At 68.2% G+C, this 13,555-nt stretch carries 12 protein-coding genes; 7 read left to right on the top strand and 5 right to left on the bottom strand.

Translation table 11 applies throughout. From position 1 onward, the window contains the following. Positions 1 to 342 precede the first annotated feature (342 nt). Both AC37TH_RS07550 and AC37TH_RS07545 read right to left on the bottom strand, forming a co-directional pair. Positions 343 to 1,239: an SMP-30/gluconolactonase/LRE family protein gene (locus AC37TH_RS07550; protein WP_490763719.1), complete on the bottom strand. Its 897-nt coding sequence runs from the start codon at positions 1,237 to 1,239 to the stop codon at positions 343 to 345. Continuing rightward, positions 1,239 to 1,997, bottom strand: coding sequence for an SDR family NAD(P)-dependent oxidoreductase (locus AC37TH_RS07545; protein ID WP_490763718.1), 759 nt, complete (start codon positions 1,995 to 1,997; stop codon positions 1,239 to 1,241). The genes AC37TH_RS07550 and AC37TH_RS07545 overlap by 1 nt, the downstream gene beginning before the upstream one ends. A 58-nt stretch (positions 1,998 to 2,055) precedes the next feature. Here AC37TH_RS07545 and AC37TH_RS07540 point away from each other — a divergent pair, with 58 nt between their 5' ends. The 4 genes from AC37TH_RS07540 (at position 2,056) to AC37TH_RS07525 (ending at position 6,265) form a co-directional block, all read left to right on the top strand. Then, positions 2,056 to 2,787 (top strand): SDR family oxidoreductase, encoded by a 732-nt coding sequence (locus AC37TH_RS07540; protein WP_490763717.1) that lies wholly within the window; start codon positions 2,056 to 2,058, stop codon positions 2,785 to 2,787. After that, complete coding sequence (locus tag AC37TH_RS07535; RefSeq protein ID WP_490763716.1) at positions 2,784 to 3,467, top strand: FadR/GntR family transcriptional regulator; 684 nt, start codon at positions 2,784 to 2,786, stop codon at positions 3,465 to 3,467. Before AC37TH_RS07540 ends, AC37TH_RS07535 begins: the two co-directional genes overlap by 4 nt. Before the next feature lie 104 nt (positions 3,468 to 3,571). After that, positions 3,572 to 4,936 (top strand): O-acetylhomoserine aminocarboxypropyltransferase/cysteine synthase family protein, encoded by a 1,365-nt coding sequence (locus AC37TH_RS07530; RefSeq protein WP_490763715.1) that lies wholly within the window; start codon positions 3,572 to 3,574, stop codon positions 4,934 to 4,936. 9 nt (positions 4,937 to 4,945) lie between these two features. Next, entirely contained in the window at positions 4,946 to 6,265 is a 1,320-nt protein-coding gene (locus AC37TH_RS07525; protein ID WP_490763714.1) for an NtaA/DmoA family FMN-dependent monooxygenase, read from the top strand. Between the two features lie 7 nt (positions 6,266 to 6,272). Here AC37TH_RS07525 and AC37TH_RS07520 read toward each other — a convergent pair whose 3' ends face one another. From AC37TH_RS07520 to AC37TH_RS07510, 3 genes are read right to left on the bottom strand one after another with little or no spacing between them, the layout of a single operon-like run. Continuing rightward, entirely contained in the window at positions 6,273 to 7,595 is a 1,323-nt protein-coding gene (locus AC37TH_RS07520; RefSeq protein ID WP_490763713.1) for an NtaA/DmoA family FMN-dependent monooxygenase, read from the bottom strand. Beyond that, on the bottom strand, positions 7,592 to 8,923 hold the full coding sequence (locus tag AC37TH_RS07515) for an LLM class flavin-dependent oxidoreductase (protein WP_490763712.1): 1,332 nt from the start codon (positions 8,921 to 8,923) through the stop codon (positions 7,592 to 7,594). The genes AC37TH_RS07520 and AC37TH_RS07515 overlap by 4 nt, the downstream gene beginning before the upstream one ends. Then, complete coding sequence (locus tag AC37TH_RS07510) at positions 8,920 to 9,948, bottom strand: LLM class flavin-dependent oxidoreductase (RefSeq protein ID WP_490763711.1); 1,029 nt, start codon at positions 9,946 to 9,948, stop codon at positions 8,920 to 8,922. The genes AC37TH_RS07515 and AC37TH_RS07510 overlap by 4 nt, the downstream gene beginning before the upstream one ends. Before the next feature lie 175 nt (positions 9,949 to 10,123). Here AC37TH_RS07510 and AC37TH_RS07505 point away from each other — a divergent pair, with 175 nt between their 5' ends. From AC37TH_RS07505 to AC37TH_RS07495, 3 genes are read left to right on the top strand one after another with little or no spacing between them, the layout of a single operon-like run. Beyond that, positions 10,124 to 10,918, top strand: coding sequence for a DUF427 domain-containing protein (locus AC37TH_RS07505; protein WP_490763710.1), 795 nt, complete (start codon positions 10,124 to 10,126; stop codon positions 10,916 to 10,918). A 26-nt stretch (positions 10,919 to 10,944) separates the two neighbouring features. Then, on the top strand, positions 10,945 to 12,492 hold the full coding sequence (locus AC37TH_RS07500; RefSeq protein ID WP_490763709.1) for an ABC transporter substrate-binding protein: 1,548 nt from the start codon (positions 10,945 to 10,947) through the stop codon (positions 12,490 to 12,492). Between the two features lie 22 nt (positions 12,493 to 12,514). Beyond that, entirely contained in the window at positions 12,515 to 13,555 is a 1,041-nt protein-coding gene (locus AC37TH_RS07495; RefSeq protein ID WP_490763708.1) for an ABC transporter permease, read from the top strand.

Raw genomic sequence — 13,555 nt, 5'->3', positions numbered from 1 at the left:
TGTCATTCCACTACATGTAGTGTTTTCGAAGTTTTTTTGCTCTGCCTTGATTTTACGCGGAACCACCGACAATGACATCTCTCACAGACCGTGACACCCCAATCCCATTGGTGACACTTCTCGCGGATGACCGGGTCCGAGGAACCGGCCTGCCTCACAACTCCGGTCCCCCGAGGTTGCGGGTTGCGACGGGTTGCGCGATACCCAAATACTGTTCGCCCCTTCGCATGCTCCGCAGAACGACGCTCGCCCAGGGCCTCAGCGCGTCAGCCTTCTTAGAGAACCCGGTACGTTCATGATCGGGATGCGCGAACAGCACCGGGCGACCGTTCTCACTCTTTCCTAACGCGATCCTCTGATTCCAGCAGGAGACGCGTGGGCACCCGGCCGTCCCGCGAACACCTTGCCTGCGTGCGGGTCGCGCTCCGGCGCCTGACGGTCGTAGCCCTCGCTAGAGGTCGTGATGAAGAGCGTGGATCCGTCTGGGCCTCCGAAGCAGCAGCTGGACACTTGGGTGGCGGGGACTTCCATACGGGCGAGCAATTGGCCAGCAGAACTGTAACGTTGCACGGCACCGCCTCCCCAGAGCGCGACCCACAGGCACCCGTCGTCGTCGATGCACATACCGTCGGGCGCGCCGTCTTCAGGTGGGATGCGGATGACGACCTCGCCGCCGTCCAACCCGTTCGGCGTCACATCGAACCGGCGGACTGTCTGCGTCGGGGTGTCGATATAGAACAGGGTGTCGCCGTCGGCCGTCCACGCCAGGCCGTTGGAGATTGTGACGCCGTCGAGCATCAGCACGGACTGATCGCCGTCGAGTCGGTAGAGGGCTCCGGCTCCAGGCGTCTTGTCGAACGCCATCGATCCCGCCCAGAATCGGCCCAGCGGATCGAGCTTGCCGTCGTTCATGCGACGGCGCACACCATCGTTAGGCAGGACGTCGGTGATCAGCGTGAGATCACCGTCGCTGGCGAGGTGGTGAAAGCCAAGACCAGCCGCTACAAGCCAGCCGTCGTCTTGGGCCGGCACGATCGCACCGATAGGCATCCCGAGTTCAAACGGTTTCCCCTCCACGAGCGCCCCAGTGGCCGACACCATCGCGTGACGGACGATTCCCCGATATTGATCCACCCACATCAGGCTGTCATCGCGCGCGTCCCAAAGTGGTCCCTCAGCATGTTCCGCCGCGGCCTCCACCGCGACCTCCGTGTGTATGACCACCGGCGCCGCGGTCACTACCGCGCCTGCTCGTGAGCGACGCTCGGGATCTGCGTCGCGAACTTGCCGCCCGAAACGTCGACCATCGTGCCGGTGATGTAGCCGGCGAAGTCGCTCGCGAGAAAGCACACCAGGTCAGCGACATCCTCGGGCCGCTCCCACCGACGCAGCGACAGTGTGTCGAGCAGACGGCTCTGCCGCGCTTCCGGGAGGGCTTCGAACCCGTTCATCGCGGTCGGGATCATCCCGGGCGCGTACGCGTTGACCGTGATGTTCCAGGGGCCGAGCTCCGACGCAAGCACACGGGTGAACTGGACCACGGCCGCCTTGGATGCACCGTATGCGGCCGCGCCGACGCTCGGGATGACGGCGGCGAAGGAGGCTGCGTTGATGATCCGCCCTCGTCGCGCCCGCTTCATAGCGGGGACGACGGCCTGCGACAGCGCGAACACCCCGAAGACATTCACGTCGAAACACGCGCGCCAGCGCTCAGGGTCGAGGGTCTCGACCTCCCCCTCCACGTTGATGCCTGCGTTGTTCACGAGCACGTCGATGCGACCGAACTCGGCTTCGACAGTCTCGATCGCCGCTCGCACCGCTGCGGTCTCCGTCACGTCGCACTCGAGCCTCCGGACACCCGACAACCCCTCGTCGAACCCGATGTCCAGCGCCACGACGGTTGCGTTCTCTGCGACGAACCGCTCCGCGATCCCGCGGCCGATGCCACGGCCTCCCCCGCTGACGATAACGACCTGCCCGGCGAAGTCGATAAGCATGTGACCTCCAAAAGTCATACTATTGACCACAGCGTAGCGAGGATCAGGGAGGTTCGCGATGGGTTCGAACGATGAACGCCGGGTGGTGTGGATCACTGGGGCGGGTTCTGGAATCGGTCGCGCGACCGCGATCGAAGCTGCACGGTCCGGCTGGCGGGTCGTCCTTTCCGGCCGCCGCGCCGCAACTTTGGAGACAACCGCCGACGCCGTGCGCGCCGACGGCGGCGACGCACTCGTCGCGCCCGGCGATGCCGCGTCCGACGACGATATCCGCTCCACGGTCTTGCGGATCGTCGAAGTCTGGGGTCGCATCGACGCGGTCGTACTCGCGGCCGGCCTCAACGCGCCGGAGCGACGCTGGAACGACCAGGACCTCCCGACGTTCGACGACATCGTGCAGACCAACCTCGTCGGCCCTGCGCATGCAGTGGACGCCGCCCTCCCCCACCTGCGGCAGACCCACGGCGTCGTCGTGTTCGTCTCCTCATACTCGGCCTGGGCATTCAACCCGATCGCCGGCGTGGCGTATAGCGCGAGCAAAGCCGGGCTTTCGGCACTGAGCCGCACGCTCAACGCTCAGGAGTCGCAGGACGGTGTGCGGGCCTGCCACCTCTGCCCCGGCGACGTCAACACGGGCTTTCTTCAGCACCGTCCTCAGGTGCCGCAGGCCGACGCCCGCGCGGCGATGCTGCAACCGGAGGACGTGGCGAGAAGCATCCGCTTCGTGATCGACGCGCCGGCACACGTGCGATTCGACGAACTCGTGATTTCACCCGTGTCACAGGCATGAGCGCGAGCCCAGCCGCCGAAGGAGGACGTGCATATCGCAGGGTGCTCGATCAGGTCGGCCTGGCGATCATCTCCGGCGACCTCCCGCCCGGCCGCATCGTGAACGTGGACTGGGCGATGGAGCAGACCGGAGCATCCCGCAGCGTCGTTCGCGAGGCGACCCGCGTGCTCGTCTCGCTCGGCCTCCTCGTCGCCCGCCAGCGCGTCGGTCTCACCGTGGCGCCGATAAGCGACTGGGACACACTCGACGGAGACGTGGTCCGCTGGCGACTCGACTCCGCCGACCACGCCGCGCAGATCGGCGAGCTCCTGGAACTCCGCCTCGCCATCGAGCCCGCCGCCGCCCGCACCGCGGCGTTGCGCCGACCCGACGACGATGCCACCACCATTGTCGCCATCGCCCAGGAACTGGAAGCCGCGGCAGCACGTCGCGACGCCGCTGCGTTCTTCGAAGCAGACGCCGCCTTCCACAGCATGGTCATCGCGGCCAGCGGCAACAGTATGTTCGTCCGCCTCCAGTCCGTGCTGCGCGAGGCACTGCGGGAACGAACCCCGCGCGCCCAGGTGCGGTGGCGCGACGCCCCAGCGGACGCCCGGCTCCACGTACGCCTGGCCGACGCCATCCGAAAACGCGAGACGACTCGATCGGGCGAGCTCATGACGCAGATCGTGCGGGGGTGAAAACGTGAGTGCCGTCCGGACGGCGAGCCGGCAACGTGCGCCGCCCGCGTAGCTTTGCGAAACACACGCTTTGCCGAGCAGGGCTGGGAGTGCAGCATGTGCCAATGCCCCATTTCGCCACAGCCCAGATTCACGCCGGAGAGGCGCGAGACGCCGCCCACGGCGCCAGGGTCACGCCCATCTACCTGACGGCCGGCTTCGAGTTCGACGACTTCGAGGATGCCGGGGAGCGGTTCGTCACGGAGGGCGCCGGGTACACGTACAGCCGCCACGGCAACCCGACGACCGCATCGCTGGAGCGGCGCATCGCCGCCTTGGAGGGCGGCAGGGAGGCCATCGCCGTCGGCAGCGGGCAGGCGGCGATCACCGTCGCGGTGGTCGGGCTCGCGAAGGCCGGCGATCACATCCTCTCCGCGCAGAGTGTGTACTCGGGGACGCGGGCGCTCTTCGAGGACGGCCTGCGGCGGCTGGGCTTGGACATCGAGTTCGTCGACAATCCCCGCGATGCCGCAGAGTGGCGGCGCAAGCTCCGCCCGAACACGCGGCTGCTGTTCGGGGAGTCGATCGCGAACCCGTCCAACGACATCCTCGACATCGAGCTTCTCGCCGGAATCGCCCACGGGCACGGCATCCCGCTGGTGGTGGACAACACCCTCGCGACGCCATATCTCCTCAAGCCAGGCGAGCACGGCGCCGACATCGTCGTCCACTCCGCGAGCAAGTTCCTGGGCGGTCACGGCTCCGCGCTCGGCGGCGTGGTCGTCGACCAGGGCAGCTACGACTGGGCGTCGTCGCCGTTCGAGCACCTGACCGGTCCGGATGCGTGGCTCCAGGGTGCGAGCTACGTCGACACCCACGGCGCCGGGGCGTTCGTGGCGTTCTCGCGGGCCGTCGTCGCTTCGCTGTTCGGACCCGTGCTGTCCCCGATGAACGCATTCCTCATCCAGCAGGGTGTCGAGACACTTTCTTTGCGGGTGCAGAAACAGTCGGACACCGCGCTCGCGGTCGCGCGCTGGCTCGAGGCGCAGCCGGGGGTCGAGCGGGTGGACTACGCCGGGCTCGCCTCGCACTCCTCGCACGGACTCGCCCTGCAGTATCTGCCGCGCGGCGCCGGAGCCATCGTCGGCTTCGAACTCTCGGGAGGGGAGCCTGCCGCTCGACGCTTCTACGATGCGGTCCGGCTGTTCAGCAGGATGACGCACATCGGTGACGTGCGCTCGCTCATCCTGCACCCGGCGTCGACGACCCACGCCCACCTCAGTGGCGGCACGCGCGAGACGATCGGGATCGGGGACGGGCTGCTGCGCCTCTCGATCGGCCTGGAGGAGACCGACGATCTGATCGCGGACCTGTCGCTCGGCTTCGTCGCAGCCGAAGCCGGAGCCGCGCCTGCGCCCGCAACCGTCCCCGCCGCCGCCGCCGCCGTCGCAGCTGCTGTCGCCATCGCCGTCGCAACCGCGGCCAACTGAGGAGAAGACATGGCAAGGCTTCAGCATTTCGGCTGGTTCTTCTCGCGCGGGTTCGGCCCGCAGGGGTGGGGTCACCCGTCCTACGACTGGAACTACGACTGGACGAAACCCCGGCTCTACCAGCACGCCGCGCGCGAGCTGGAGCAGGCCGGGCTCGACCTGGTCATCATCGAGGACGCGCTCTCGCTCGGCTTCCCCGAGACGATCGACCTGCGGGTGCGGCAGGCATACGGCGGCCCCAAGCACGACCCGCTCATCCTTTCGCCGTACCTGCTGGATGCGACGGAACACATCGGTGTCGCCCCGACGATCAACGCCGGTGCATACCCTCCGTATGTCGCAGCCAGGCAGTTCGCGACGCTGCACCACCTCAGCGACGACCGGCTCGGCGTGAACGTGGTCACCGATGTCGGCAGCGCGCGGCACCTGGGGCTGCCGCAACTCGGTCACGACGCGGCGTACGACCGCGCGGAGGAGTGGCTGACCGTGATCCGCCGCCTCTGGCACAGCTGGGACGACGACGCGCTCATCCAGGATGCGCGAACCCACCACTACGCCGACGGCTCGAAGATCAGGGCGTTCGAGCACCACGGGGAGTACTTCAGCCTCACAGGACCGCTCAACGCTGCGCCGTTCTCGAACGGCGATCCGGCGATCGTGTCGCCGGGCGGCTCTCCGCGCGGGATCGCGTTCGCCGGCACCCATTCCGACGTACAGCTGGCCCTCGCGCCGCTCGACGTCGAGAGCGTCCGCGACTACCGCAGGAAGGTCCGCGAGGCGGCGATCGCCGCCGGACGCGATCCAGACTCGATCAAAGTGCTGTTCGTGTTCAAGCCGGAGATCGTCGCGAGCGACGAGGAGGCGGATCGCGTCGTCGAGGCGTCGAAGCACCCGACCGACGACGAGCTGTACTCGGTGCTCCTCGGACAGTCCAGCGACCTGGAGACCGACCTCACCGCACTCTCGCTGGACGAGCCGTTCGACGCGTCGATCTTCGGCGAGCACGTCTCGCAGGGCACCATCAAGGGGCTGTTCGGCAAGCAGGGGATCCGCGACGGCGTCACGCTCCGCGACCTCATCACACCGAAGACGGTCAAGGGCAGGATCACCGAGCGGCAGGGGTTCGTAGGCACAGCGGAGCAGATTGCCGACTTCATCGAGGAGTTCGGGGACGAGGCGGACAACGACGGCTTCATCTTCTCCGGCGATCTGCATCCGGTCACACTGCACAGGAACCTCGACGAGCTCGTCCCGATCCTGCGGCGTCGCGGCGTGCTCCGCACGGAATACGGCAACGGCGGAATCCTGACCAACCTGTCGGACTTCTGAGCCGTCGTCAGGCTGGAACGACCCGCGCGGGTCGTTCCAGCCCCAGCCGGTCCCGAAGCGTCCCGGGCCCGTAGCGCTCCGGGGTGAGGCCCCGCCGTTGCAGCTCGGGGGTGACGAGGTCGACGAACCGCTCCAGGCTGTCCGGGAGGGTGAGCGACTGGACGATGAAGCCGTCGGCCGCGTCCGCCTCCACCCGCTCTTGGATGATGTCGGCGACCTCCGGTCCCGTGCCGACAACGACCGCGTCGCGGAACGTCCGCGCGTACACCTCGCGCGGTGTCGTGGCGCCGCCGGCGCGAAGCACGTCCACGCGTCGGTTGGGCGAGCGTGACTCGTTGGAGGTGTCGGTGTCCGGAGCGAAGTCGAACGGTTCGTCTGCCGACCGGCCGGTCAGATCCTGGCCGATCGAGTGCGACACGTCCTCCACGATCAGCGCATCCGGTGTGGAGGCGAGCAGTTCGTCTGCGAGGTCCTCCGCCTCGGCGCTGCTGCGGCCGACCACGGGCTGCAGCGTCGGCAGGATGTGGAACGCTCCCGGATCGCGGCCGGCGTCGGCGACCTGGTCCTTCAACCCGCGGTAGAAGGCCTGCGCATCCGGCAGCGTGCTGTACCTGGCGAACACCGCGTCGGCGGTCAGGGCGGCGAGGTGCTGTCCGGCGGGCGAACCTCCCGCTTGGAACTGCACGGGATACCCCTGCGGAGGGCGGGCGATGTTCAGCGGGCCGCGCACGGTGAAGAACTCGCCCCGGTGGTCGGCGGTGCGCAGCCTGCTCCGGTCGGCGAAGATGCCGCTCTGCTTGTCGGCGGGGAAGGCGTCGTCCGCCCAGCTGTCCCAGAGTTCCTCGACCGTGCTCACGAATTCCGCGCCGCGCTCGTAGCGGCGGGAGTGGTCGAGGTGGCTGTCTCCGCCGAAGTTTCGCGCCTCTTCGTCGTAACGGGAGGTGACGAGGTTCCAGGCTGCGCGGCCGCCGCTGAGATGGTCGAGCGATGCCAGCGCGCGGGCCACGTGGTACGGCTCGTTGTATGTGGTCGAGATCGTCGCGGCGAGGCCGATGCTGGTGGTGTGCACGGCGAGCGCCGACAGCAGGGTGAGGGGTTCGAGTCGCAGCTGGCCGTAGTGATCGACGCCGGACGGGTGACGGTCCCAGAAGTAGAGGCCGTCGGCCAGGAAGATCGTGTCGAACACCCCGCGCTCGGCGGTCTGCGCGAACCGCCGGTAGTGGTCGATGGTCAGGTGACGCTCTGGCCGTGCGGTCTCGTGCCGCCAGCCGGTGACGTGCGCGCCACCCGGGTGGAAGGCGAACGCGCCGAGGTGGATGCGACGGGTCATGCGGCGTACCTGCTGTCTGGTCTGGCGAGCCCGAGGTGCTCGCGGAGGGTGTCGCCCGCGTACTCCGCCGGGTAGACGCCCCGGTCGGTGAGACGCGGGACGACCTCGGTGACGAAGTCGGTCAGGGCGTCGGGCAGGGTGGGGAACATCAGGATGAACCCGTCCGCCGCCCGCTCGGTGTATGCCTCGGTGAGGCGGTCGGCCAGGCTATCCGGTGTGCCGAGCACGAACCGCCGTCGGAGCACCTCGCGGTACAGTTCGCGGAGCGTGTATTCGCGCTCGCGCAGCAGCGCGACGATGGAGGCGTAGAGCGACTTGGACTGGTTGAAGCCGGCCAGGTCGGCGTCGAACTCGAACCGCTCGTCCAGGTCGCGTCCGCCGAAGTCCTCCCCCAGCCAGTGCGAGAGCAGGTCGAGCGCGACCTGTTCCGGGGTGAGCTCCTCGATCAGCCGCAGCTTCTCCTCCGCCTCGGCGAGCGTGCGACCGATGATCGGCTGCAGCGCGGGGAGGACCTTCAGGTCCTCCGGGTCGCGTCCGGCCCGCCGTGCGCGCAGTTTGTAGTCCCGGTAGAGCCGCGCGCCCGCAACCAGATCGTCGGAGCCGAGCGTGAACACGGCATCCGCCGTCCGGCCGGCGAGAGCCCGCCCCGCCTCCGACGCCCCGGCCTGGAACAGCGGTGGGTGACCCTGCGGCGGCCTGGCGATGTTGAGCGGGCCGCGAACGGACAGGAACTCGCCCTCGTGGTCGAGCACGTGCACCTTGTCGCGGTCGGCGAAGATGCCGGTCGACTTGTCGTGAGGGAAGGCGTCGTCGTCCCAGCTGTCCCAGAGGCCCTGGACGACGTCGACGAACTCCTCGCCGCGCCGGTAGCGCACGGCATGGTCGAGGTTCGCGTCCCTGCCGAAGTTGCGCGCCTCCTCGTCGCTGGCACTGGTGACGAGGTTCCAGGCTGCGCGGCCGTCACTCAGATAGTCGAGGGACGCCAGCTTGCGGGCCACGTGATACGGCTCGTTGTACGTGGTGGAGATGGTCGCGGCCAGGCCGATCTTCGACGTCAGCTGCGAGAGGGCGGCGAGCAGCGTCAGCGGCTCCGGCCGGATGTTGACGCCGTGGTCGACCCCGGAGTCGAAGCGGTCCCAGACATATAGTTCGTCGGCGAGGAAGACGGTGGCGAATCGGCCGTCCTCCGCCGTGCGCGCGAATTCGACGTAGTAGTCGAGGTCGAGATAGCGGGTCGGCTCTGCGGCGGCGGAACGCCATCCGGTGATGTGCTCCCCTCCCGGATAGAACATCCCTGCGCCCAGCACCAGCGGGTGCCGCGCGCTCATCCGGCGACCCCGGCCAGCACCGGAGAAGACCAGCCGAGCGCCGGAGCGATCTCCCGCGTGATCTGCTCGATCGCATCGTGCCGCTCCGTGTACCCGGCGTAGACGAGCTCGAGCTGCACCTGCAACAAAGTGGTGTACCGGAAGGCAGGATGCGTCGCGATCGACTCGACGATGTCGTCCGTCGTGCCGTAGTGCAGCCCGATCGATGCCGCCTTCTCCGCGAGGGTCGTCGCCGGGGGCAGGAAGTCCTTGCCCCACGCCCACTTGCGCTCGATGCCCTCCTCGGCGGCGCGCAACGCATCTTCGCGGCTGCGTCCTGGTCGGATGAGCGTCGAGAGCCCGAGCCGCGGCTCCGCCCTGTCCCCCAGGCCGTCAAGATACGCCTCGGCGGTGACCTCCGCCGGCACCGTCTGCGTGGAGCCGACGAGCACGCCGTAGCCGCTCTCGCCCGCCGCGCGGGCGCTCTCCGCCGTCAGCGTCGCCTCCCAAATCCGGTCGGCGAGCCCGGGCGCGGTCGGAGCGAGAGTGTGACCGTCCGGCGTCAAGGCGTCGCCCCTGAGCGCGCCGAGCAGCGTGTCCACCGCGGCGAGGAACGCACGGCGCCGCGCATCCCGGTCTTCGGGGAGCGCGCGGCCGAGCGCCTCCGTGGTGCCGGGAGGCCCGAACCCGTTGGCCACGCCGAGCTCCACCCTCCCTCCGCTGATCGCGTCGAGCACGGCCGCATCCTCAGCGACCCGGACGGCGCTCTCCAACGGCAACGTGATCGCCGCCGTCCCGAGCCGGAGGGTGCTGGTGCGCGCGGCGAGCGCGGCCAGCAGGACGAACGGCGACGGCAGACCGCCGGACCGTGTGCTGCCTGCGCTCCGAAAGTGAAACTGCCGCACCCAGGCGTACCCGAACCCCGCCTCCTCGGCGTGCTCGAAGAGGCGGAGGAACTCGCGGTACGACTCTGCCTCGCTCGCCTCATCGGCGAAGTGGGCGAAGAGGCCGAGCTGGAGGGGCACGTCGACGATTCGTTGGGACACCAGGTCTCCGTTTCTTTCGGTTCTCGACGACTTACGGTGGTTCGCGTCGTGGGAGCCGCCACTGTATTCACGCCATGTCCACGATCCGCTCGATGTGTTGCGAGATGTGACGGACATGTCGTTCTATGACGCCGACGGTGGCCATGACCGACGACCAGGCAATTGGATGCCCTCCATGCCTACCGAACAGTCCTGGCTGCCGACGGTCACAGAGACCCTCGTACAGCGATTCCCCGCATACCCCACCGCGTGGAGCTTCCAGCAGAGCGAGCGCTGGGTCCGCGGCTACATCGGCGACACCGCAGTGGTGGACAGTCGCCGTCAGATCCTCGTCTGGGAACCGCGCCACAAGGTGCCGGAGTACGGGTTCCCGCTCGCCGACGTCCGCACCGACCTCCTCGTCGAGACCGATGCCCCGGACACCGACCTCGGCTATTACCGGCCGCGTCGCACGCCGGCCCAGTGGTACGACCTCCGGGTCGGCGACCGGGTCGTGCGCCACGCGGCGTGGAGCTGGGACGTGCCAGAGCTCAGCGGGTTCCTCGGCGTCAGCTGGTTCCCCGGTGTGCTCGACCAGTGGCTGGAGGAGGAGCAGCCGGTGTTCGCACACCCCCGCGACCCGTACAGCAGAGTGGATGCGCTCCCCAGCGGCCGCCACGTCACCGTCTCCCGCGACGGCGTGGTCCTCGCCGACAGCCGCAACACTGTCGTCGTCTACGAGACCGGGCTCCTCCCGCGCTACTACTTCCCTCCGGAGGACGTCCGTTTTGCGCCGCTGACCACCAGCGACACCGTCACCGAGTGTCCATACAAGGGACACACCACGCAGTACTGGAGTCTCGCCGACGGCGGACTCGACGACATCGCGTGGACGTACGGCTCCCCGAAGACCGACGTGATCGCCATCGAAGGGCGCATCGCTTTCTACACCGAACGCCTCGACCTCACCGTCGACGGCATCCCCGTCTGACCAGCACGCCACCAGGAGACCCGACCATGAACACTCCCCGCACGGCCACCGGCCGTCGCATCGCCGCCCTCTCTGCGGCGATCGCCGCCACGGCACTCCTCCTCAGCGGATGCGCGGCAACCGCCCCCTCCGCATCCTCGACAAACGGAGCGAGTGGTGTCTACCGCATCCCGATCGGCGACCCCGGCGGAGAGGTCGACCCGCGGACAGCGGCCGACTACGACGCCATGCTGATCTCCGGTCTCACCCAGGAGGGGCTGATCAGCCTCGACTCGAAGGGCGCGCTCATCCCTCGCCTGGCCACCTCGTGGAAGTCGGCCTCTGACCAGCTGTCGTGGACCGTCGACCTGCGGCAGGGTGCCGAATTCAACGACGGCGCCCCCGTCACGGCGAAGGACGTCGTCTCGACCTTCGAGGCGATCACGGCAAAGGACAGCCCGTCGCCGGGCAAGAGCTCGTTCGACGGCATCCTCTCTTCCGTCACGGCCGGAGCGGACGGGACGTCGGTCGTGTTCACCCTTGCGCGTCCGTTCTCGGATTTCCCCAGGCTGCTGACCGGCGCGAACACCGCCATCCTGCCCGCCGGATACACGCCGGGCGACTGGCTGAAGCATCCGATCGGCGCCGGACAGTTCGTACTCGACAAGTACACACCGAGCCAGGGCGCGACGTACTCGAAGAACCCGAAGTACTGGGACGCGAAAGACATCCACGTCTCCGGCGTCGAACTCAAGATCTACGCGGACACCCAGGCTCAGCTGCTCGCCTTCCAGGCCGGGGAGATCGACCGCATCGACCAGACCAGCGAGGTATCAGCGGCGGTGAAGGCGTCCGAATACACGTCGGTCAACTCCGGGTACAACAAGTTCGACGGCATCTTCCTCAACACCACCGCCGCGCCGTTCACCGTCGTCAAGGTGCGCCAAGCCGTCGCCTGGGCGATCGACCGTAAGGCACTGGTCAAGACGGTGTACGGCGGCAACGCCGACGTCGCGGACGACAACCTGTACTTCCCGGACTACCCCGTGAAGCCGGCCGGCCTCGACCAGCGGCAGAAGGACTCGGCGAAGGTCGCCGAGTTGCTCGGCGGCAAGACCGTGTCGTTCGACATCACCACCGACAACAAGCTCTACGGCCAGGTGTTGCAGCAGCAGCTGAACGCGGTTCCTGGCTTCAAGGTCGGCCTCAAGGTGCTCACCAGCGAGCAGTATTACGCCGACGGAGCGGACTCACCGTGGCTGAACGCACCGCTCACTGTCACGAACTGGGCCAAGCGCGCGCCCTCGCAGTACATCGGCCAGGTCTATGCGACGGGAGCGGCCTGGAACGCGTCGCACTACTCCAACCCGAAGCTCGAAGCCCTCTCCGCCGAGTACGACAAGGCGACCGGTGAGCCAGAGCGGCAGAAGCTCGCCGACCAGATCGCCGAGATCGAGTGGACGGACGTCCCGGTGATCGTGCCGACCTTCGTGAAGGCGAATGTGCTCCAGAACAAGCGCGTGCACGGCACGTTCCCCGGTGCGCTGGACTTCTACACCGGGTACTCGTTCAAGGGGATCTCGATCGCCGGCTGATCCCGGCGAAAGAGACGATCCCATGACAACGAGCAGCCCCCGCCTCAGCGACCGCGATCCGGCGCGGAGTCGGGGGCTGTCCAGGCTCGCCCCCCGGCACACCGCTCTCCTCGGGGTAATCGGCCGACGTCTCGTGCAGATCCCGCTCGTGCTGCTGGTCGTCTCCGTACTGGTGTTCTGGCTGGTGCAGGTCGTCCCTGGCGACCCGGGCCGGAACGCGCTCGGACCGTACGCGACCGCCGCCCAGGTGGCCGCCTGGAACGCCCAGCACGGCCTCGACGGCACTCTCGTCGAGCGCTACCTGCACTGGCTCGGCGACTTCGTCACCGGCGACTGGGGCACCAGCATCGTCTACTCCGAGCCCGCGTCGCAGCTGATCCTCGAGCGTCTCGGCAACTCGCTCCTGCTCGGACTGGTCGCGTTCGCCATCATGGTGCCGGTTTCCATCGCCGTCGGCGCCCTGCAGGCGTATCGGGAGGGCAAGCGGACCGATCGCGCGATCACCGTGCTGCTGATGTCGTTGTCCGCCGTGCCGGAGTTCGTGATCGGCATCGTGTTCCTCATCGTGTTCGCCGTCTGGCTGGGCTGGGTGCCTGTCAGCTCGGCCGCCGACGCGCTCTCCCCCGACCCGCTCCTGCATCTCCGCGCGATGATCCTGCCCGCGGTCACCCTCGCCCTCGCTTACCTCGCGGTGCTGGTCAGGATGGTTCGCACCGGCACCCTGGAAACGCTCGCGTCGCAGTACCACCGCACCGCGGTGCTGAAAGGCCTCCGCCCCGCGCAGGTGGTGCGCTCGCACGTCGCCCGTAACGCGCTCATCCCGACCATCTCGCTCCTCGGCATCTACCTCGGCTCCCTGCTCGGCGGCAGCGCCATCGTGGAATCGCTGTTCGGTTACCCGGGGCTCGGCGCACTGCTCGTCACGGCCACGCAGAAGAAGGACATCGTGCTCCTGGAGGCGGGGGTCATGGTCACCGGTGTCATCTCGCTGCTCGCACTGCTCATCACCGACGTGCTGTTCTCGGTGGTCGATCCACGCATCCGCTTCGACAGGAAGGACTGA

It is taken from the genome of Leifsonia sp. McL0627 (assembly GCF_058244615.1).
Note: the sequence above shows the minus strand (reverse complement) of the source record. Positions and strands in the feature narration are given on the sequence as shown.

What these genes read in the sequence shown, in the direction of transcription:
- AC37TH_RS07525 (WP_490763714.1), top strand. Translation starts at nt 4,946, where the DNA reads ATGGCAAGGCTTCAGCATTTCGGCTGGTTCTTCTCGCGCGGGTTCGGC.
- AC37TH_RS07540 (WP_490763717.1), top strand. Translation starts at nt 2,056, where the DNA reads ATGGGTTCGAACGATGAACGCCGGGTGGTGTGGATCACTGGGGCGGGT.
- AC37TH_RS07500 (WP_490763709.1), top strand. Translation starts at nt 10,945, where the DNA reads ATGAACACTCCCCGCACGGCCACCGGCCGTCGCATCGCCGCCCTCTCT.
- AC37TH_RS07530 (WP_490763715.1), top strand. Translation starts at nt 3,572, where the DNA reads ATGCCCCATTTCGCCACAGCCCAGATTCACGCCGGAGAGGCGCGAGAC.
- AC37TH_RS07545 (WP_490763718.1), bottom strand. Translation starts at nt 1,997, where the DNA reads ATGCTTATCGACTTCGCCGGGCAGGTCGTTATCGTCAGCGGGGGAGGC.
- AC37TH_RS07520 (WP_490763713.1), bottom strand. Translation starts at nt 7,595, where the DNA reads ATGACCCGTCGCATCCACCTCGGCGCGTTCGCCTTCCACCCGGGTGGC.
- AC37TH_RS07535 (WP_490763716.1), top strand. Translation starts at nt 2,784, where the DNA reads ATGAGCGCGAGCCCAGCCGCCGAAGGAGGACGTGCATATCGCAGGGTG.
- AC37TH_RS07515 (WP_490763712.1), bottom strand. Translation starts at nt 8,923, where the DNA reads ATGAGCGCGCGGCACCCGCTGGTGCTGGGCGCAGGGATGTTCTATCCG.
- AC37TH_RS07495 (WP_490763708.1), top strand. Translation starts at nt 12,515, where the DNA reads ATGACAACGAGCAGCCCCCGCCTCAGCGACCGCGATCCGGCGCGGAGT.
- AC37TH_RS07505 (WP_490763710.1), top strand. Translation starts at nt 10,124, where the DNA reads ATGCCTACCGAACAGTCCTGGCTGCCGACGGTCACAGAGACCCTCGTA.